Origin of the sequence: Achromobacter sp. SLBN-14 (assembly GCF_006715415.1) — a bacterium.
Classification (GTDB): domain Bacteria; phylum Pseudomonadota; class Gammaproteobacteria; order Burkholderiales; family Burkholderiaceae_B; genus Achromobacter; species Achromobacter mucicolens.
Genome location: NZ_VFNE01000001.1, coordinates 465,851 through 484,466 on the forward strand (window position 1 = coordinate 465,851; position 18,616 = coordinate 484,466).

Here is an 18,616-nt window from a genome sequence, read left to right on the forward strand (position 1 = left end):
GATCAATACCCTTCCTCGACCTGGGCTGTCACCAGGATGAGGGTGGTATGGCGTTCGGTGGCCGCGCTGTCCAGACCGCCGGCCAAGAGCGGCAAGCCGGGCGCCAGCCGTTGGCGGTCATGCTGATCCTGCTTGCGGTCAAAGCCGGCCACGATCATGGGTTGCCCTGGGCGCAGTTCGATCTGCTGCACCGTGCCACTGCCATCGATGGTGATCTGCTGCACCTGAACCTGATTGGCGCTTTCACCGAACGTGATCGTCTTCAGGGGCTGCGCGACCGCGTTGTCATACGCGATAGAAAGCAGGATCTGCCCGTCTTCCTGGATGTCCGGCACCAGCGTGAGGAATGAACCGACGGTTTCTTCCTTTTGGCTGATGGACACCGCAGGCAGCGACCCATTTGCGCCGGTGGACGTCATGCCGGGCATTGCCGTGCTCTGCACGCGATCGATGTACGAGAACGTGGTTCGCACGGCGTGCGAGACCGGCCGGCGGTTCAAGGTGAGAACCGGGATCTTGCTGTGCCGCACGACCGCCCCCATCGTGCTGAGCGCGGAGACGATGGCCTGCGAGCCTTGGAATCGCCCTTGGGCCGATGCGGCATGAAGCAGGCCCGCGCCGGTGACGGGCACGCCCGGCATGGCCAGTCGTGCCGTTGCGCCCGCGGCCGCATACAGCGCGTTCCAGTCCAGGCCGCCGGCGGCCTCGGAGCTGGCAATGAGGGTGATCTCCTCGAAAAGGAGGCGGACGCGGCGGGTCAGCGCCTTGTTCTCGCGCTCGAGGTAGCGCGCGACCCGGTCCAGCGCGTCGGGCGTATCGGTAACCACCAGCGCGGCCGCGCCTTCCACGGGCTCTGCGATCACGCCGGATCGCGTGAGGAATGGCAGGATGTTTGCGCGCAGGATGGCCAGCGCGTTGTGCTCGCCCGCGGATAGCGTGGTGTTGGATGTGCTTTCGAATCCCTCGCCTTCCGCGCTGCCGGACCGGCCGAGCCGCACGTCGACCTTGCTGGCCAACGTTAGCGCGCGCAGGTCGAAGACGCGCGTTTCGGTGCGGTAGAACTCGAGCGCGTTGTGTTCGTAACGCCAGTGCACCGAGAAGCGTGCGGCCAGCGCATCGAGCAGATCGGCGAGCGGTTGCGGATCCGCGCGCACTTCAATGCGCGCGGGCGCGGCCAAGGCTACTGAGCCGCTGACGGCCAGACGCGGCAGGAAATGGTCTTGGGCAAGCAGCGCGTCCGGACGCACGCGCACCGCGATGCCGGTAGCGGCGGTCAGGCGCTGTGCCAGCGTGGGCAGGTCCGCGTCGTCAGCCAGCATGAGCGTGGTTTTTACGTTCTCGCGCAATGCAGGCGGCAGCACGACCTCGCGCGCAAGCGGTTGCGGCTTGCCCGCAAGCCAGGGCGTGGCGACTTCCTGTGCGGCGGTGCGCGCCTGACGATCGGTCAAGCCGTCGGCATAGGCCGCGTGTCGCGTGGCGGCATCCGCATGCTGGGCGCTGGCCGCGCGCCGCATGTCCGTGACCCGTTCAGTTACCGAACATCCGGCGAGGACACACGAGAGCGACACGCACGCGAGAGCCCGGCATTTGCGCAAACGAGCGGTGCAGGCAAACAGACTGAGGTTCATGCCGCGGCTCCTTTAGGCGTGGCCGCGCGTGAGCACGATTGCGCAAGCGGCACCACACGCAGAACGCGGTTGCCGTAGAAACAAGGTTGCAGGGGCCGGTCCGCCAGTTCGGTTGCGGCAAGCAGGCCGCGCACGGCGGTCTTGAAGTCACCGGGAAATTCGGCCGTGGCAGCCAGCGGAATGTCGACGTCCACCGCCCAATGCTGCGGTTGGAACGTCCAGCCGGCCGAGTCGGCCCAGCGTGCCAGGACGGCGCGCAGCGTGGCGTCGGGCGGCGCCGCGCGGAACGGGGTGGCTTGCGGGGCCACCTGCGGGCCGGCCGGCGCGTGGCCGTCCGATCGCGCGGGCGTGTCAGCCGAAAGCGTGATGGCCGCGCTGGCATCTTGCGGCGGACGCTGCGATGGATCGGGTCCTGCCGCCGTGGACAGCGCCAGGCGGGAGGCGGATGCCGGTTCGCGCGCCGGGTTGGCCGCGGCATGCGCGCGCCGCGCCCGCGCGGTCAACCTGCCGCCGCGAAAGGAAAGCCCATTCCATGCGCCAGCGACCACGACGTAGGGGTCGCGCCGTACGTACGGCAAGGGGTGCTCGCCACCGTCGCCCATGGCGAAGATGGCCGGCAACGGTTGTCCCGGCAAGAACTGCAACCAGGTCTCGCGGCCGTCGTCGAAGACCTGCAGCGGTGCAACGGCGGGATCGCCGGACAGTTGCCAATCGAAGCGGAACCCCTGAGAAGACGGGATGCCGGACTGCCAGGAAGATCCGCCCGCCGCACCGGGGCCCGACCACGAGCATGCGCCAAGGCAAGACAGCCCGGCCGCCAGGAAAAAGATTCGTACCATGCCTCACCGCGAACAAAGGGCGCATCGGAAGCGACACGCATGAGCGGCATGGTGGCCGAGCGCGGAAGGCGCCGCCAGACTGGCATGTACGTAGGGATGGAATCATCCCCACCAACGGCGCTACGAATTCAGGCGCAAAAAAAGCCCGGTCCGAAGACCGGGCTTTGCTTGCTGCGCGTGGCGTGCGGCATTGCTTGCCGCACGGATGCGATCAGCGCTGCGTGGCGATGGTGCGGGCCTGCGCGGCAGCGTTGTTCAGTGCGGCAACGGGCGGCACCTTGCCGTCAAAGGCGTCGGTGAGCTCCTTGTTCAGCACGGGCTCGATGCGATCGTAGTTGGCCATGCGGAAGCCGCGGCTGTTCTGGACGGGCTTGGCGCTCATCGAGGCGACAACAGCCTGCGCGCCCGGGATCTTGCTGTAGAACGACACGTCGGAAGCGCGGAACGCGGCTTCCGTCAGCGGCAGGTAACCCGTGCGCTGGTGCCATTCGGCTGCGACGACCGGCTTGGACAGCCAGGCGAGGAACTGCGCGGTGGCTTTTTCCTGCGCCTGCGGGTGGCCTTCCAGCGCCCACAATGCCGAACCGCTGACGAACGGCTTGCCGCCTTCCTTGGTGACTTGCTCGTAGTAGGGCAGCGGCGCGACGCCGAAGTTCAGCGACTTGGTGGCCAGGAACTGGCCAAACGCGCCCGAATTGGCCGTCAGCACTGCGCATTCGCCCTTGGCGAACAGCTTGTCGTTGGTGTTGTCGCCGGAGTAGGCAGTGAACAGCAGCGAACGCTTCCAGCTCACCATCAGCGAGATGTGGCGCATGTACAGCGTGTCGAACTGCATGGCGGGGGCAGCGGACTTCTTGGTGACCGCATCCAGGCCATTGTTGTTGCTGGTGAACTGCTGGTTGTTGATGGGCGCCAGGTTTTCAAGGTGGACCGCGACCTGGTCGCTGGACGCGTAGGGGCAGTCGATGTCGGCCACGTCGCGCAGCTTCAGCAGTTCAGCCTGCAGCGCGGTCCACGTGCGCGCCGGCTTGTTGGGATCGAGACCGGCCTTCTTGTAGGCGGCGGTGTTGTAGAACATCACGGGCACTTCGGCCATCCAGGGGAAAGCCAGCAGACGGCCCTTGCTGTCGCGCGTGAAATTGCTGGTGGCCGGGATGAACCAGTTCAGGTCCTTGATCGGATACTTGGCCAGCAGTTCGTACAGCGGCAGCACCGCCTTGTGCTGAGCCACGATTTCGGGCGAATGGTTATCGGACAGTTGCAGCAGGTTCGGGCCCTTCTTGGCCTTTACTGCGGACACGGCCTCTTGTTCCAGGGCGGACGGCGAGGCGAAGCCGCGCAGCGTCACTTTGACGTCGTCCTGTTCCTTGTTGTATTGCTTGGCGAGCTTTTCGAACTCGGCCTTGTTTGCGTCTGTCAGGGTGTGCCAGACCTGGATCTCGACGGGTGCGGCATTTGCCACGCCGGCCATCGCCATCGCGGCGCCAAACACCCATGCACGCCGGCTGGCGAACATCGCGCGGGCAACGCCCGCCAATTGCAGTTTCTTCATAGGTTCACAGACCAAGAAAAGGGAATTCCGGTTCTGGCCGCCGTCCACTGATCAGATCGGCCAATGCCCGGCCCGAGCCAACACCCATCGTCCAGCCAAGCGTACCGTGTCCTGTATTGATATACAAATTCGGAATGCGGCTGCGGCCAATGATGGGTACGTTCGAGGGGGTGGACGGGCGCAAGCCCGACCAATAGCTGACGCGCCCGAAATCGAGCGCGTCGGGAAAGAGTTCTTTGGCGAGGCGGGTCAAGGCCTCGCAACGGCCGGTATTCAGACTGCGGGAATAGCCGGACAGTTCCGCCGTGCCCGCCATGCGCAGCCGATCGCCCAAGCGCGAGAAGACGATCTTGTGGCTGCTGTCGGTCAGGCTGACGGTGGGGGTCGCACCCGGATTCAGCACCGGGAAGGTGGCCGAATAGCCCTTTGCCGGATACACGTTGCACGGGATTCCGAGGGGACGCAGCATCGCGGGGCTGAAGCTACCCATGGCGACGACATAGGCGTCGGCCGAGAGCGTGGCATACCGGCCATCGGGCTGGATGATTTCGATGCCCGTGACCGCGCCGCCCTGAGTCAGGAGCCGGGTCGCGCGCGTGTTGTATTGGAATTCGACGCCCGCGCGCGCGCAGTGTTCAGCCAGCGCGACGGTAAAGAGGTGTACGTCCCCGCTTTCGTCCTCGGGGGTGTAATCGCCGCCCACGATGGTGGCGCGATGCGGCGCCAGCGCGGGCTCGATGGCGATGACTTCGTCGGCGGTCACGACACGGCGTTCCACGCCGAAGTCGCGCATCAGGCCGGCGGCGCGCTGCGAGTTTTCGAATTCGTGGGGATCGCGGTAGAAATTCAGGATGCCGCGCTCGAGGTGGTCGTACTGGATGCCGAGTTCGGTGCGCATCCCGCGCAGCGTGGCGCGGCTGTATTCGGCCATGCGAACCATCGCCCGGATGTTGGGAGCGAGCCGGCTGGGAAGGCATTCGCGCAGGAAAGCCAGCCCCCACATCCATTGCCGCCAGTCGAGTTGCGGGCGGAACAGCAGCGGCGCGTCGTCGCGGAACATCCACCTGAGCAGCTTCATCGGCGCCTGGGGATTGGCCCAGGGTTCGGCGTAGGACACGGAAATCTGCGCGCCATTGGCAAGGCTGGTTTCCTGTGCGGGACCGGTGCAGCGGTCAATGACCACGACGTCATGACCCGCCTGGCTGAGCCACCAGGCGCTGGAGATGCCGATAATGCCGCTACCCAATACCGCTACTTTCATGCCTGCATCGCTCCTTGCATGCCGGTTGCGTGCGCGGACCCGATGTCCGCGTACCCCCGGCAGGCCGCTGCCAAAGCAGTTTACCTTGCCGTTTTGCAGCCGCCTAAGTAATAAAAAAACATATTACTTACGACCCGGCCTTCGCCAGATCGGCCTCGGACGTGAACGCGTCCGCGTAGAACTCTTCGGGTGGCAGGCCGTTCTGCGCGCTGAACTCACGGCGCGCGGCATCGACCATCAGCGGGGTGCCGCAGGCATAGACCTGATGCCCGGACAGGTCCGCGATGTCTTGCATCACGGCTTCGTGGACAAAGCCGGTGCGGCCGGTCCAGTTGTCTTCCTGCAGCGAGTTGGACACAACCGGGACGTAACGCAAGTTCGGCAGCTGGGCCGACCAGGACTGCGCCAGCGCGTCCATGTAAAGGTCTTGCGGACGGCGGCCGCCCCAATACAGCGCGACGGGCCGGGTGATGTTCTTGTGGATCATGTGTTCGACGATCGCCTTGACCGGCGCAAAGCCCGTGCCGCTGGCCAGCAGCACGATGGGCTTGTCGCTGTCTTCGCGCAGGAAGAACGATCCGAAGGGCCCTTCCAGGCGCAGGATCTCGCGCTCCTTCATCTGCGTGTCGCCGGCGCCGAACACGTGATCGGTGAAAAGCCCGCCCGGCATGTGCCGGATGTGCAGTTCCAGCGGGCTGCCGGTGTGCGGCGCGCCGGCCATCGAATAGCTGCGGCGGCGGCCGTCCTTCAGAATGATTTCGACGTACTGCCCGGCGTAGTAGCGGAACTGCTCGGAGGCCGGCAGTTGCAGCTTCAGGACCGTGACGTCCGGCGCCACGCGCTCCATGGTCTGGACACGCGACGGCAGCTTGCGGATCTGGATGTCGCTGGCCAGCCGGACTTCGGTGGACTCCACCACGAGGTCGGACTCGGGGCGGGCCTGGCAGAAGAGCGTGTAGCCGTCGGCCAGTTCCTCGGGCGACAGGATCTGCGCGGGGTACTGGCCGGCGTCGAACTCCCCGGAAACCACTTTGCCCTTGCAGGTGGAGCACGCGCCGTTGCGACAGCTGTAAGGCAGGACGATGCCCGCCGCCAATGCGGCGTCGAGCACGGTCTGGCCGGGCTCGACCGGGAATTGATGCTTGCTGGGTTGAATGATGACCTGGAAGCTCATGATGAAACGGTTCAGAGGCGACGAAGCGCTATCCGGGTATGCCGGAAAGGCGCCCCGCCCGGCCCGGCGTCATGCCGGGAACTTGCGGATTTCCTTGACGCGGTTGGCGTCGTCAACCAGCACCACCTGGGGCTTATGCGTGGCCGAATCTTCTTCGGACATGGGGCCGTACGTGCAGATGATCAGCAGGTCGCCCACCTGCGCCCGGCGCGCCGCCGCGCCGTTCAGCGAGATGGCGCCGCTGCCGCGCGCAGCCTTGATGATGTAGGTGTCGAAGCGTTCGCCATTCGTCACGTTGTAGAGTTCGATGCGTTCGAACTCGCGCATGCCGGCAGCGTCGAGGAGGTCTTCGTCGATGCCGCAAGACCCTTCGTAGTGAAGGTCGGCTTCGGTGACCGTGACGCGGTGCAGCTTTGCCCGCAGCATGATGCGTTGCATAAAAAATTCCTGGTTCCGCGGCCCGGACCGCGAAGTGTTGCATGGTTGATGCCCGGCATCCGGATTTGCCGTCGAAAGCCGGTATTCTATAATTTTTGCCGCAACGGGACGGCCCGTTGCTGCGCACAGTCAAACGGTTGGCGCGTTTTCCGGGGACGACCCCATTTATGCCGGCGGCTTGCCGGCAGCGTAACTTGGGAGTCGTGAATGACCTGGATCATCCTGGTATTGGCCGGCCTGTTCGAAATCGTCTGGGCCGTCGGCCTGAAATACACGCACGGATTCACCCGGCTGTGGCCATCCGTTGGCACCGTGGCCGGCATGCTGGCCAGTTTCTGGCTGCTGGCCTTGGCCATGAAAACCCTGCCGCTGGGCACCGCCTACGCCGTGTGGGTAGGGATCGGCACGATCGGCGCCTTCGTGGCAGGCATCGTGCTGTTCGGGGAATCGGCGAACTGGCTGCGCATTGCCAGCGTTGCGTTGATCGTGCTGGGTCTGGTTGGCCTGAAGCTGTCCACGCCATAAGGCTCAGGCCGCTCAAGGCATAAGGCTCAGGCCTAGCCCAGGCCCATCGGGGCGGCGCGTCAGAAATCCAGTTCGATCTCGACCGCGTCGCCCACCTTCAGCCTCGCGCCCGCCGGCGCATCCAGAATGGCGTTCTGGCCGAACACCACCCCGATGTCCAGATTGCGGTAACCCGCCAACGTGCGGCCCGGCTCCTCGTACTGCCTGGCCGTGCGCTGGTCGATGTCGGGAATCGAGCAACGCGTGCACGGCTTGACGAACGCCATGCGCACGCCCGCCGCCGTGATCATGGCGGTGTGGTCTTCTTCGAAGGCTTCCCATTCGCCTTCGACCACGATGTTGGGACGGAAGCGGTCCATCGGCACCGGATCCGCCCCCTTGGCCTTCAGGCGGCCATTCAGGTCGTCCAGCGACGCCTGGTTGGCGATCAGCAGCGGAAACCCGTCGGCAAATCCGAAGCAGTGCTCGCCGACGAAAGCGTCGGCCAGGTCGGGGTGTGCATCAACCCAGCGTGACACCCAATCGGGCTTGGCGTCGCGGCGCGCCGCGGCGTCCACCTTTAGCAGGCCGCACGGGGTCTGCAGAAACTGGGACAGCCACTGGGCGGCAGCCTCGCTTTCGCGCCGGGCCGTGGTGGTGTCGCTCCAGACGCCAACCGAGAGCGCCTCGCCGTGCAGACCCGACCCGTCCAACGCGATGTCCAGGTCCGCCATGCCGGGCGCCGACAGCCGCAGCGCGTGCGCGGTGAGCGCCGTGCGGATGAGCGCCATGGCTGGCCATTGCCGCTGCGTCATGAACTGGCCCGCCGCGTCCACCACCATCCAGCGCCGGTCATTGGCCAGCCCCGCCCGGTCGATGGGCGATTCGGTCAGGTCGATGCCCGCGCAGGATTTGACGGGATAGATATGCAGGCTGAGGATGCGGGCGGACATGGCGGCGATGGCTCAACGGGTGACGGATGCCGCAGAGAATACAAGAAATGCGGCACGCCGGGCCGCCCGAAAGAGACAAAAAAAGCCCGGGACAAGCCCGGGCCAGATCAGGTGGCGGTTGCTCAGCCGCCCACCAGCTTCAAGGTGTCAAGCGGGGTCACCGCCTTGAACCCCTTGCGCGTCGCGATGTGCTCGGGACGCGGGGTCAGCCCGTACTTGGGCGGATTCAGGGTGTTCTCCATGCTGTTGTAGACCATGAAGACGTTGGACCGCGGCCACGGCGAAATGTTGCTGTTCGAGCCGTGCATGGTGTTGCAGTCGAAGAACACCACCGAGCCGGCCTTGGCCGTCATCGTGCGGATGCCGCCCTGCTCCACCAGCAGTTGCAGGCTGACGGGATCCGGGACCCCGTACTCCTGCTTCTTCAAGGACTGCTTGTAGTGCTCGTTCGGCGTCTCGCCGACGCACGAAATGAACTGGCGATGCGAGCCGGGCACCAGCATCAGCGGGCCGTTGCACTCGTTGTTGTCGGTCAGCAGCACCGAGCAGCTGAGCGCGCGCATCGACGGCATGCCGTCCTCGACGTGCCAGGTCTCGAAATCGGAGTGCCAATAGAACTCCTTGCCCTTGAAGCCCGGCTTCATGTTGGCGCGCGACTGGTGAATGTAGACCTCGGAACCGAGAATCTGGCGCGCCACGTTGACCAGGCGCGGATCCCGCACCAGGCGGGCCAGCATGGGATTGAGCACGTGCACCATGAAGATGGAACGCACGGCGTTGCTGCCCGGCTCGGTGATGGCCTCTTCGCGGCGCACAATGGACGGGTCGCGCGTCATGCGCTCGACCTCGGCCGACAGCGCACGCACTTCGGCCTCCGAGAACAGGTCTTCCAGCAGCAGGAAACCGTCGCGGTCGTACTGGCCCACCTGCTCGGTGGTCAGCGCGCTAGCGTACTTGCCGTCTTCATAGACGACGGGGTCCTGGCGGGAAATGATGGCGGAACTGCGATCCGTACGGGAGGCGTACGGATCCTGCGCGGGTGAGATCATGCGTACCTCCTTGTTCAGGCCGCGACCGCATCGGGTAGCGCGTAGACACCTTCCTTGTCGTGCACTTCCTGGCCGGTCAGCGGCGGGTTGAAGACGCAGATGACGCGCAGCGGCTCCTTGCCGCCGCACAGCCAGTGCTCGTCGTGTTCGTTCAGGGCGTAGACCACGCCGGGGCCCAGGTCGTACTTCTTGCCGTCGGCAATAGTCTCGATCGAACCGTCGCCCTCGATGCACCACACGGCCTCGAGGTGGTTCTTGTAGTGAATGTGGGTGCGGCCGCCCGGAAAAATGGTGGTCTCATGGAACGAGAATCCCATGCCATCCTTCTTCAGCAGCACGCGGCGGCTGACCCAGGTGTCGGTACGGACTTCGTCGGCGGTGCCGATCACATCTTTGACATTACGTACGATCATTGACGTTTTCCTCCAAATTTCAGGATGCGGGCGGACTGCCCCTCATCGGCCAGCGCTTCTGCCACGCTGGCCTCGATCAGATCCAGGCCCTTGGCCAGCAGCTCTTCCTCGATCGTCAGCGCGGGCAGCAGCTTGAGCACTTCATCGTGCGCGCCCGACGTTTCGATCACGACGCCCTTCTTGAAGGCGCATTGGGCGATGCGGTTGGACAGCGCCGGATTGCCGTTGGAAACCAGGCCCTGGATCAGGCCGCGGCCGCGAGCCGACAGGCCGGCATTGGGGTAGCTGTGCACCAGGTTTTCCAGCCAGTCGCCCACCAGGCGTTCCTTGCGCTGGATATCAGCGGTGAACGCGGCGTTGGTCCAGTAGGTTTCCAGCGCCTGGGTCGCGGTGACGAACGCGAGGTTGTTGCCGCGGAAGGTGCCGCTGTGGGCGCCGGGCTTCCAGATGTCCAGCTCGGGCTTCATCAGCACCAGCGACATCGGCAGGCCGAAACCGGATAGCGACTTGGACAGCGTGATGATGTCCGGACGGATGCCGGCGGTCTCGAAGCTGAAGAACGTGCCGGTACGGCCGCAGCCAACCTGGATGTCGTCCACGATCAGCAGCATGTCGTGGCGCTTGCACAGCTTTTCCAGTTCCTTGAGCCAGCGCAGCGTGGCCACGTTGACGCCGCCCTCGCCCTGCACCGTTTCCACGATGACGGCGGCCGGCTTGTCCATGCCGCTGCTCGGGTCTTCCAGCATGCGTTCCATGTAGGCCATGGTGTCCACGTCCGGACCGAAGTATCCGTCGTAGGGCATGAACGTCGTGTTGCCCAGCGCGTAGCCGGCGGCGTCACGGAACTTCATGTTGGCGGTCGCGGCAAGCGAGCCGCCGGTCACGCCATGAAAACCGTGCGTGAACGAGATCACGTTGGGACGGCCCTTGACCTGGCGCGCGATCTTCAGCGCGGCTTCGACGGCGTTGGTGCCGGTCGGGCCGGTGAATTGCAGCGTGTATTGCCAGTTGCGCGGCTTGAGCAGCACGCGATCCACCGTCTCCAGGAAACGCTTCTTCGCGCTGGTGGCCATGTCCAGGCCGTGGACGACACCGTCCGCCTGCACATACTCCAGCAGCTTTTCCTTGAGAACAGGATTGTTGTGGCCGTAGTTCAGCGTGCCTGCGCCGCTGAAGAAGTCGATGTATTCGGCGCCATCCTCATCGATGAGCGTCGAGCCCCGGGCCTGATTGAATATCACGGGAAACGACCGGATGTAGCCCCGCACCTCAGACTCCATACGGTCAAAGATCTTCAAGTCCATGATTAATCCTCCCTTTTCATCTCATAAATTGACGGACGGCCTGATCCACCCGGGTGCGGCAAGCGCACCCGGACAGCAGAATCGTCCCGGTAAACCGATAAGACCGTCAGGCCTGTACCACCCCTACGGGGATGGCAAGGCGAACGGGCCTATCCTCAAGAGCATCTCGTCGTCGTGATCCGCGCCGCCGAACAATTGCCGGTCGAAGAACGGCTGTTCGGAAACGTGGGCGCCCACCTCGGCGGCCAAGCCGGCAAAGGTGCGGCGCGAAGCCTGGTTGTCAGGCCCCACCGTGGTTTCAAGATAGCGGACATGCGCCAGGTTCTTGCGCTGCAAGAGTTCCCGGAGCATGGCGCGGCCAAGGCGTTGGCCGCGTGCGCGGGCGTGCACCGCAACCTGCCAGACGAACAGAACGTCGGGGCGGGACGGGTCCACATAGGCGGAAATAAAACCGTTGATACGTCCTCCGGCGCTTTCAGCCAGGACGCAGGTGTCGCGAAAGTGCTCGCACAGGAGCAGGTACGCGTAGAGGGAATTCAGGTCGAGTGGCGGGCACTCGGAAATGAGGCGGTGGATCGCGGCGCCGTCTTTGCGGTCGGGCAGACGCATGGTATGGGTCTGCGCGCTGACCGCCGGCGCCACGGCACTTGAGAGTGTGGGGGTGTCCAGTTCGTTTTTCTTCATGCGACGATTCCTGATTCTGGTGGTGCCCCGCCCGTGGGCACTTCTAGGATGGGCGACGACACGTCTCCATGCGTGTCGACTGCGGCCTGACCTTCCTGTTCCATGAGCGTCACGATGCGCTCCAGGGACAGGGTGATGGTGGCCTGTTCCAATTCCGGCAAGGCATTGAGCGCGTCAGCCAGATGCTTTTGCAGCGGCGACGGCGCGCCTTGCGCCAATTCACGTCCCGCCTCCGTGGCGGTGACAAATACGATGCGGCGGTCTTCACGGCCCCGCTCGCGGCGGATCAGCGCCTTGTCTTCCAGCCGATCCAGGATGCCGACCACCGTGCTGGGGCTGACGTGCATCTCGCGGCTGATCGCCGTGGCCGTCATGGGGCCATTGGCGATCACGGTGCGCAGGCACATCAGCTGCGGGGCAGTGATGTGGCTGACCGCGGACAACTGTCGCGAATGCAGCGCGATCGAACGCGTGATGCGGCGCAGGGCTCGCAAAATGCGCAGGTCGTACTGCTGAGATATTTCGGATTTCGCGGCGTCAGTCATGGTTGCGAGTGGTTCGGACAAAATCATTTCTACACGAATGATATGCGCCCGATTTATTCGAGTCAAACAAAAACCCCGGCACGATGTAAATAAATGAACGCTGATTTGGCGAGGATGACGGCACTATGACTGGACTTGCCGCGTGGCGGATCCAGCGTGGATGCGGCTCAGCGCGCGGTCGCCCCTAGGTCTTACCCGGATAAAAAACATATGTTTTGTTCATGATGTTTTATTTATCATATGTTTTTACGCGAACGAACGACGCTGCCCTCTCATGCCCCTGCCCTCCTCCCTGCTCGCTGCCCTCCAGGAAAAGCTGGAACAACTGCCGCCTGAATTGCAGCGGGCGGCGCAGTGGGTGGTGACCAATCCCGCGCAGGTGGGGCTGTGGTCGATGCGCCGGCAAGCGCAGGCGTTGGGCGTGGCGCCCGCCACGATGTTGCGATTGGCCCGTGCGGTGGGCTACGCCAGTTACGAGGATTTCCGCCGGCCGTTCCAGGACGCGCTGGCGGGACGCGACGAGCCGGGAATGCGCGACCGCGCCGCCGCCCTGCAGGCCGCGTCAAGCGACAACCCGGAACCGGGCCCGGGCACGTTGACTGACGTCCAAGTCCAGGCCCTGTCCTCGGTCTGCGCGCTGAACTCGACGCAAGCGTTCGACGCGGCCGTGCAGACCCTGCTGGATGCGCGTCAGGTCGGCTTTTTGGGAACGCGCTCGGCCTTCGGCATCGCGTTCCAGATGCGATATGCCTATCAGCTCGTGCGCCGCAACAGCGTCCTCATTGACGGGCTGGGCGGCGCGCCCGCCGAGCAGGCGGACAACCTGGGCGCGGGCGACGCGCTGATCGTCATCTCGCAGGCGCCCTATCCCACGGCCACCGTCCAGCTCGCGCGCCAGGCGGCCCAGCGCGGCGTGGCGCTGGTGGCGCTGACCGACGATCCGCTCTCGCCGCTGGCGCTGGACGCCTGCCACACCCTGCGGTTTGACCCGCCCGACCGCGACGGGGTGCGCGCGCAGCCCGCGCGCCAGGGGCCGGGCTCGTTCTTTCACACCACGGCCGGACTCTTGGGGCTGGCCGAACACCTGATCGCGCGCCTGACGGCCCGCGGCGGCCAGGCCGTGCTGGACAGGCTGGCCGAGGTGGAACAGCGCCTGCAAGCCGACAACGTTTACTGGAATGGCGCGCCCGCGCGCCGCCCGGGCCGGGCCTTCGGGCCGGCAACCTCCTCAACCTGACCCAGGAACTTCGCAGCATGAGCCAAACCCGCGTCCTGCATCGCTCCCTACGCCATACGCCTGCCGTCGCCGTGCGCGGCCAGGGTGTCTGGATCCATGACAGCGCTGGCCGCGCGTATCTAGACGGCTCCGGCGGCGCGGCAGTGTCGTGCCTGGGGCACAACCACCCCGACGTCCAGGCCGCGCTGCACGCGCAGGTGGACGCGCTGGCCTATGCCCACACCAGCTTCTTTACGACCGAGGTCGCGGAAAAGCTGGCGGCCCGGCTCGTGGCCGACGCCCCGGCAGGCACATCGCATGCCTACTTCGTGTCCGGCGGATCAGAAGCGGTGGAAGCGGCGCTGAAGATGGCGCGCCAGTATTTCGTCGAAATCGGCCAGCCGCAGCGCCGCCACATCATCGCGCGGCGGCAGAGCTATCACGGCAATACGCTGGGCGCGCTGGCGGTTGGGGGCAATGCCTGGCGGCGCGCGCAGTTCGCGCCGCTGCTCATCGAGGTCGAACACGTGTCGCCCTGCTATGCCTATCGCGACCAGCACAGCGGCGAAACCGCCGAGCAGTACGGCGAACGGCTGGGCGAGGAACTGGAAGCGGCCATCCAGCGCCTTGGCCCCGACTCGGTGATGGCATTCGTGGCGGAACCCGTGGTGGGCGCCACGTCCGGCGCAGTGACGGCCGTGCCCGGCTATTTCCGCCGGATCCGCGAGGTCTGCGACCGTCACGGCGTGCTGTTCATCGCCGACGAGGTCATGTGCGGCATGGGCCGGACCGGCACCCTGTACGCCGTCGAACAAGAAGGCGTGACGCCGGATCTCATCACCATTGCCAAGGGCCTGGGCGGCGGCTACCAGCCCATCGGCGCGGTCATGGCGCAGCAGCACATCGTGCAGGCCATGCAGCAAGGCAGCGGCTTCTTCCAGCACGGCCACACCTATCTTGGCCATGCGCTGGCCTGCGCGGCCTCGCTGGCGGTGCAGGACGTGATCCGGCGCGACGGGCTGCTGGAGCGGGTGCGGGTGATGGGCGCAGGCCTTGCGCAGCGGCTGCAGGAGGCGCTGGGCGACCATCCCCACGTCGGGGACATCCGTGGCCGGGGCCTTTTCATGGGCGTGGAACTGGTTCGGGACCGCGCCACCAAACAGACCTTCGATCCCGATCTGGCGCTGCATGCGCGGATCAAGCGCGAGGCCATGGCGCGGGGGCTGATGGTCTATCCCATGGGCGGCACGATCGACGGCCGCCAGGGCGATCACGTGCTGCTTGCGCCGCCCTTCATCATTTCCGAGGACGAACTGGACCAACTGACCGAACGGTTGACCGGCGCCATCGACGCCGCCATCGCGCAATCGGGCGATTAGACGCCAGCCGTTGAAGCGGGATCGAAAGACCCGCTTTGCGCAGGTTCGGTCAGCCTGGCGCCGCTCGGCGCCAGGGGGGCCAGGCACCGATCGTGAGCGCGCGCAGGAACCATTCGACGGGTCCGTAGGCGTGGCGCCGCAACCACCATGCGGACAGCGGCAGCTGGGCGGCAAAGATGGCCACCGCGACCAGGAATGCGGCCAGGGGCGGCACGGCGGCATACAGCCGCAAGCCCCAGGCCGTGAAGAGGAATGCGCAGACGACCGACTGCATCAGGTAATTGCTCAGCGCCATCCGTCCCGCCGGCGCCAGCCACGCCCCCATGCGCTCGCCCGGCCCCGTGCGCAGCGCCAGCAGGAACGCCGCACCGTACGACAGGCTCAAGAGCGGCGCTGTGAAAAGGCCCACGGCCAATCCCGGCAGTTCCCACACCACGCGCGCCTGCGGCAATGCGCTGGTCGCGTAGGCCGCGGCGCCGGCCAGTCCCGGCAAGAGGCCCAGCGCGCAGAGCAGCCCAAGCGCGCGGCGCGAGCGCCACGGGTCCGCCAGCGCATTGCGCCGCCCCAGCGCATATCCGGCCAGGAACATGGCAAAGACGAAAGGCCCCTGCACGAGCAGCACGGTGAACCAGATGGTTTCCGTGAGCTCCTTGATGTGCTGCGCGATCGTGGTGCCGATGGTGCCGCGATACGCCTCGATGGAGGCCAGCGCCTCGGCCTTGTACAGCGCGGCGTATCCAGCGGGCGCCGGATCCAGGAATGTCAGTGCGCCCAGGATCGCCCACACCGCCGACGCCAGCGCGATCAGCCACAGCGCCACGCGCAGCGCACGGCCCGGATCCATGCGCCGGCACAGCAGCAGCGCGAAGCCCAGCAGGGCATAGGTCACCAGGATGTCGCCCTGGTAGAACAGGATGGCGTGCGCAAAGCCCAGGACAGCCAGCCCCGCCAGCCTGCGCAAAAAGCGCGGCGCGAAGGCGGCATCGGCCTGTTCGGCGGCCGTCATCTGCAGGGTGAAGCTGTAGCCGAACAGGAAGGAAAACAGCAGGTAGAACTTGGTCTCGAACAACCAGGCGATCAGCCAGCGGACCGTCACGTCGACCGGGCGCGAATAGACCGGATCGGCCACGCCCCCGCCATAGAACGGAAAGGCGAACACGCCGATGTTGACCACCAGGATGCCGAAGAGCGCAAAGCCGCGCAGGGCATCGACGTGGGCAAGCCGCGGCCGGACGGCGTGGCCGCCGGTCATGCCCGCCCCCGGATCGCGTGCCGCCGGCGCAACACGCGCGCGCCGCCGGGCCTTTGCTGCGTCAGGCGGCGGGCAGGCCTCAACCCAGCACCGGAGACAGCAACGGCTGCTTGGGCCGCACGTCCAGCGCGCGCCCCTTGCGGGCCCGCTTGCCGACGTAGACCGCCAGGTCCGCACCCGCCAGGATGTCCTCGGTCATCTTGTTGCGGTAGATGCCGGTGGCGCGCAGCCCCAACGTGCCGATCGGCACGGTCTGATCGAGCTTGTCCGCGCCGTCCAGCCCCATCAGGATGGTGCCGCGTCCGCCGCCCGCCAGGGACTTCACTTCGTCCAGGCCGAAGACCAGGAACTTGCCCTTTTGCGACAGCAGCGCCAGTTGCTGGGCACCGGCGAACAACGGCACCGGACGCAGCAGTTCGTCGCCCGTCTCAAGGGTGATGAACTGCTTGCCGGCCCGCTGGCGGCTGACCATGTCGGACAGCTTGGCCGCGAACCCGTAGCCGCCGCGCGTTGCCAGCAGCCAGCGGCTGTCGGCTGAGGCCGCGATCGTGTGGACGATGCGCGTGCCCGATTCCAGGTCGATCATCGTGGTGACCGGCTGGCCGTCGCCACGCGCCGACGGCAGGCCGGACACCGGCACGGAATAGACCCGGCCGTTGTCGCCAACCGCGATCAGCGTGTCGGTGGTGCGGCACTCGAAGGCGCCGTACAGATCGTCGCCCTGCTTGAAGCCGAATTGCGCGGCATCATGGCCATGGCCCTGACGGGCCCGCAGCCAGCCCTTTTGCGAAACGATCACGGTGACAGGCTCGTCCAGCACCTTGGTTTCAAGCACGGCGCGCTCGGCCGTCTCGATCAGCGTGCGGCGCTCGTCGCCATATTGCTTGGCGTCGGCTTCGATTTCCTTGACCAGCAGGCGCTTGAGCGTTGTGGGGTTGTCCAAAAGTTCTTGCAGCGAGACCTGTTCCTTGCGCTTGTCGGCCAGTTCCTGCTCGATCTTGAAGCCTTCCAGGCGGGCCAGCTGGCGCAGACGCATTTCGAGGATGTCCTCGGCTTGCCGTTCGGACAGCTTGAAGCGTTGCATCAACGCGGCGCGGGGCTCGTCGGATTCTCGGATCGTCTGGATGACCTCGTCCACGTTCAGGTAGACGACCATGCGCCCTTCCAGCACGTGGATGCGGTCAATGACCTTGTCCAGGCGGAAGCGCGTGCGGCGCACCACGGTGTTGGTTCGGAACGCCAGCCATTCGACCAGAATGTCGCGCAGGCCCTTCTGGCGCGGACGGCCGTCGGTGCCGATGCACACCAGGTTGACGCTGGCGCTGCCTTCCATGCTGGTCTGCGCCAGCAACGTGTTGACGAATTCGTCGCGGTCGACCCGCGAGGTCTTGGGTTCGAAGACCAGACGAACGGCGGCGTCCTTGCCGGATTCGTCGCGCACCGCATCCAGCAGGTTCAGCATGACTGCCTTGGCCTGCGTCTGCTCCGGCGTCAGGCTCTTCTTGCCCGTCTTGACCTTGGGATTGGTGATTTCCTCGATTTCTTCCAGCACCTTCTGGCCCGAGGTGCCCGGCGGCAGCTCGTTGACGACCAGTTGCCACTGGCCGCGCGCCAGTTCCTCGAACTGCCAGCGCGCGCGCACCTTCAGGGACCCGCGCCCCACGCTGTAGATCTGCGCGATGTCGGCCGCCGGAGTAATGATCTGGCCGCCGCCCGCGAAGTCCGGGCCGGGGATCATGGCGTACAGTTCTTCGTCGGGCAACTGCGGCTGCTTGATGAGCGCCACGCAGGCCTGCGCGACTTCGCGCAGGTTGTGCGGCGGGATCTCGGTGGCCATGCCCACGGCAATGCCCGAGGCGCCGTTCAGCAGCATCACGGGCAGGCGCGCCGGCAGCATCTGCGGCTCTTGCTGGCTGCCGTCGTAGTTGGGCACGAAATCCACCGTGCCCTCGTCCAGCTCGTCGAGCAGCAGCTTGGCGATCGGCGTGAGGCGCGCTTCCGTGTAACGCATGGCGGCGGCGTTGTCGCCATCGCGCGAACCGAAGTTGCCCTGGCCGTCGATCAGCGGATAGCGCAGCGAAAAGTCCTGCGCCATGCGGACCATGGCGTCGTACGCCGCCTGGTCGCCGTGCGGATGGTACTTACCGAGCACGTCGCCCACGACGCGCGCCGATTTGACAGGCTTGGCGCCGGAGCCCAGCCCCATCGCCTGCATGGCGAAAAGGATGCGGCGCTGCACGGGCTTCTGCCCGTCGCCCACGTCGGGCAGCGCGCGGCCGCGCACCACGGACACCGCGTAGTCCAGATAGGCCTGCTCCGCGTAGCGCGCCAGCGTGATGGCGGCGTTGCCATCGCCGTCGCCGCCGGGCGGATTGGAGTCGAACAGGCCGGGTTGATTGGTGTCGGTCATGTTGTATTCAGGTAG

Annotated in this window: 17 protein-coding genes; 3 read left to right on the plus strand and 14 right to left on the minus strand. The window is 65.9% G+C overall.

Annotated features, from left to right (window positions below; translation table 11 throughout):
- Positions 1–2 precede the first annotated feature (2 nt).
- The 6 genes from FBY20_RS02115 to panD form a co-directional block, all read right to left on the minus strand.
- Positions 3–1,628: a hypothetical protein gene (locus FBY20_RS02115; RefSeq protein ID WP_142049708.1), complete on the minus strand. Its 1,626-nt coding sequence runs from the start codon at positions 1,626–1,628 to the stop codon at positions 3–5.
- On the minus strand, positions 1,625–2,467 hold the full coding sequence (locus FBY20_RS02120; protein WP_142049712.1) for a TcpQ domain-containing protein: 843 nt from the start codon (positions 2,465–2,467) through the stop codon (positions 1,625–1,627). Before FBY20_RS02120 ends, FBY20_RS02115 begins: the two co-directional genes overlap by 4 nt.
- Positions 2,468–2,678: 211 nt before the next feature.
- Positions 2,679–4,019 carry an extracellular solute-binding protein gene (locus tag FBY20_RS02125; RefSeq protein ID WP_056315647.1) on the minus strand — a complete coding sequence of 447 codons (1,341 nt, stop codon included), beginning with the start codon at positions 4,017–4,019 and terminating at the stop codon, positions 2,679–2,681.
- Positions 4,020–4,023: 4 nt separating this feature from the next.
- Positions 4,024–5,280, minus strand: coding sequence for a D-amino acid dehydrogenase (locus tag FBY20_RS02130; protein WP_056315646.1), 1,257 nt, complete (start codon positions 5,278–5,280; stop codon positions 4,024–4,026).
- A 127-nt stretch (positions 5,281–5,407) separates the two neighbouring features.
- Positions 5,408–6,454 (minus strand): CDP-6-deoxy-delta-3,4-glucoseen reductase, encoded by a 1,047-nt coding sequence (locus FBY20_RS02135; RefSeq protein WP_056315645.1) that lies wholly within the window; start codon positions 6,452–6,454, stop codon positions 5,408–5,410.
- A 69-nt stretch (positions 6,455–6,523) separates the two neighbouring features.
- Positions 6,524–6,892, minus strand: coding sequence for an aspartate 1-decarboxylase (panD, locus tag FBY20_RS02140; protein ID WP_050446262.1), 369 nt, complete (start codon positions 6,890–6,892; stop codon positions 6,524–6,526).
- Between the two features lie 207 nt (positions 6,893–7,099).
- Here panD and sugE point away from each other — a divergent pair, with 207 nt between their 5' ends.
- A complete protein-coding gene (gene sugE, locus FBY20_RS02145) occupies positions 7,100–7,417 on the plus strand; it encodes a quaternary ammonium compound efflux SMR transporter SugE (RefSeq protein WP_056315644.1) in 318 nt (105 codons plus the stop codon).
- Between the two features lie 59 nt (positions 7,418–7,476).
- Here sugE and FBY20_RS02150 read toward each other — a convergent pair whose 3' ends face one another.
- The 6 genes from FBY20_RS02150 to FBY20_RS02175 form a co-directional block, all read right to left on the minus strand.
- Complete coding sequence (locus FBY20_RS02150; protein ID WP_142049715.1) at positions 7,477–8,349, minus strand: MOSC domain-containing protein; 873 nt, start codon at positions 8,347–8,349, stop codon at positions 7,477–7,479.
- 122 nt (positions 8,350–8,471) lie between these two features.
- Entirely contained in the window at positions 8,472–9,398 is a 927-nt protein-coding gene (gene thpD, locus FBY20_RS02155; RefSeq protein ID WP_056315639.1) for an ectoine hydroxylase, read from the minus strand.
- 14 nt (positions 9,399–9,412) lie between these two features.
- Positions 9,413–9,811, minus strand: coding sequence for an ectoine synthase (locus tag FBY20_RS02160; RefSeq protein WP_008165124.1), 399 nt, complete (start codon positions 9,809–9,811; stop codon positions 9,413–9,415).
- Positions 9,808–11,115: a diaminobutyrate--2-oxoglutarate transaminase gene (ectB, locus tag FBY20_RS02165; RefSeq protein WP_062842048.1), complete on the minus strand. Its 1,308-nt coding sequence runs from the start codon at positions 11,113–11,115 to the stop codon at positions 9,808–9,810. Before ectB ends, FBY20_RS02160 begins: the two co-directional genes overlap by 4 nt.
- 123 nt (positions 11,116–11,238) lie before the next feature.
- Positions 11,239–11,799 (minus strand): diaminobutyrate acetyltransferase, encoded by a 561-nt coding sequence (ectA, locus tag FBY20_RS02170; protein ID WP_056315633.1) that lies wholly within the window; start codon positions 11,797–11,799, stop codon positions 11,239–11,241.
- Positions 11,796–12,344, minus strand: coding sequence for a MarR family winged helix-turn-helix transcriptional regulator (locus FBY20_RS02175; RefSeq protein ID WP_142049719.1), 549 nt, complete (start codon positions 12,342–12,344; stop codon positions 11,796–11,798). Before FBY20_RS02175 ends, ectA begins: the two co-directional genes overlap by 4 nt.
- A 274-nt stretch (positions 12,345–12,618) precedes the next feature.
- On the opposite strand from FBY20_RS02175, the gene FBY20_RS02180 reads away from it, so the two are divergent.
- Both FBY20_RS02180 and FBY20_RS02185 read left to right on the plus strand, forming a co-directional pair.
- Positions 12,619–13,581, plus strand: a complete 963-nt coding sequence (locus FBY20_RS02180) for a MurR/RpiR family transcriptional regulator (protein ID WP_142049722.1) — start codon at positions 12,619–12,621, stop codon at positions 13,579–13,581.
- 17 nt (positions 13,582–13,598) lie between these two features.
- On the plus strand, positions 13,599–14,939 hold the full coding sequence (locus FBY20_RS02185; protein ID WP_142049725.1) for an aspartate aminotransferase family protein: 1,341 nt from the start codon (positions 13,599–13,601) through the stop codon (positions 14,937–14,939).
- Positions 14,940–14,988: 49 nt separating this feature from the next.
- On the opposite strand, the gene FBY20_RS02190 is transcribed toward FBY20_RS02185, so the two are convergent.
- Complete coding sequence (locus tag FBY20_RS02190) at positions 14,989–16,191, minus strand: DUF418 domain-containing protein (RefSeq protein ID WP_142049728.1); 1,203 nt, start codon at positions 16,189–16,191, stop codon at positions 14,989–14,991.
- A 79-nt stretch (positions 16,192–16,270) separates the two neighbouring features.
- Complete coding sequence (gene parC, locus FBY20_RS02195; RefSeq protein WP_128827925.1) at positions 16,271–18,601, minus strand: DNA topoisomerase IV subunit A; 2,331 nt, start codon at positions 18,599–18,601, stop codon at positions 16,271–16,273.
- Between the last annotated feature and the right edge of the window lie 15 nt (positions 18,602–18,616).

Bases quoted from the DNA above. Each gene is read 5' to 3' on its own strand.
- FBY20_RS02115 (WP_142049708.1), bottom strand. From the start codon at position 1,628: ATGAACCTCAGTCTGTTTGCCTGCACCGCTCGTTTGCGCAAATGCCGG.
- FBY20_RS02120 (WP_142049712.1), bottom strand. From the start codon at position 2,467: ATGGTACGAATCTTTTTCCTGGCGGCCGGGCTGTCTTGCCTTGGCGCA.
- FBY20_RS02125 (WP_056315647.1), bottom strand. From the start codon at position 4,019: ATGAAGAAACTGCAATTGGCGGGCGTTGCCCGCGCGATGTTCGCCAGC.
- FBY20_RS02130 (WP_056315646.1), bottom strand. From the start codon at position 5,280: ATGAAAGTAGCGGTATTGGGTAGCGGCATTATCGGCATCTCCAGCGCC.
- FBY20_RS02135 (WP_056315645.1), bottom strand. From the start codon at position 6,454: ATGAGCTTCCAGGTCATCATTCAACCCAGCAAGCATCAATTCCCGGTC.
- panD (WP_050446262.1), bottom strand. From the start codon at position 6,892: ATGCAACGCATCATGCTGCGGGCAAAGCTGCACCGCGTCACGGTCACC.
- sugE (WP_056315644.1), top strand. From the start codon at position 7,100: ATGACCTGGATCATCCTGGTATTGGCCGGCCTGTTCGAAATCGTCTGG.
- FBY20_RS02150 (WP_142049715.1), bottom strand. From the start codon at position 8,349: ATGTCCGCCCGCATCCTCAGCCTGCATATCTATCCCGTCAAATCCTGC.
- thpD (WP_056315639.1), bottom strand. From the start codon at position 9,398: ATGATCTCACCCGCGCAGGATCCGTACGCCTCCCGTACGGATCGCAGT.
- FBY20_RS02160 (WP_008165124.1), bottom strand. From the start codon at position 9,811: ATGATCGTACGTAATGTCAAAGATGTGATCGGCACCGCCGACGAAGTC.
- ectB (WP_062842048.1), bottom strand. From the start codon at position 11,115: ATGGACTTGAAGATCTTTGACCGTATGGAGTCTGAGGTGCGGGGCTAC.
- ectA (WP_056315633.1), bottom strand. From the start codon at position 11,799: ATGAAGAAAAACGAACTGGACACCCCCACACTCTCAAGTGCCGTGGCG.
- FBY20_RS02175 (WP_142049719.1), bottom strand. From the start codon at position 12,344: ATGACTGACGCCGCGAAATCCGAAATATCTCAGCAGTACGACCTGCGC.
- FBY20_RS02180 (WP_142049722.1), top strand. From the start codon at position 12,619: ATGCCCCTGCCCTCCTCCCTGCTCGCTGCCCTCCAGGAAAAGCTGGAA.
- FBY20_RS02185 (WP_142049725.1), top strand. From the start codon at position 13,599: ATGAGCCAAACCCGCGTCCTGCATCGCTCCCTACGCCATACGCCTGCC.
- FBY20_RS02190 (WP_142049728.1), bottom strand. From the start codon at position 16,191: ATGACCGGCGGCCACGCCGTCCGGCCGCGGCTTGCCCACGTCGATGCC.
- parC (WP_128827925.1), bottom strand. From the start codon at position 18,601: ATGACCGACACCAATCAACCCGGCCTGTTCGACTCCAATCCGCCCGGC.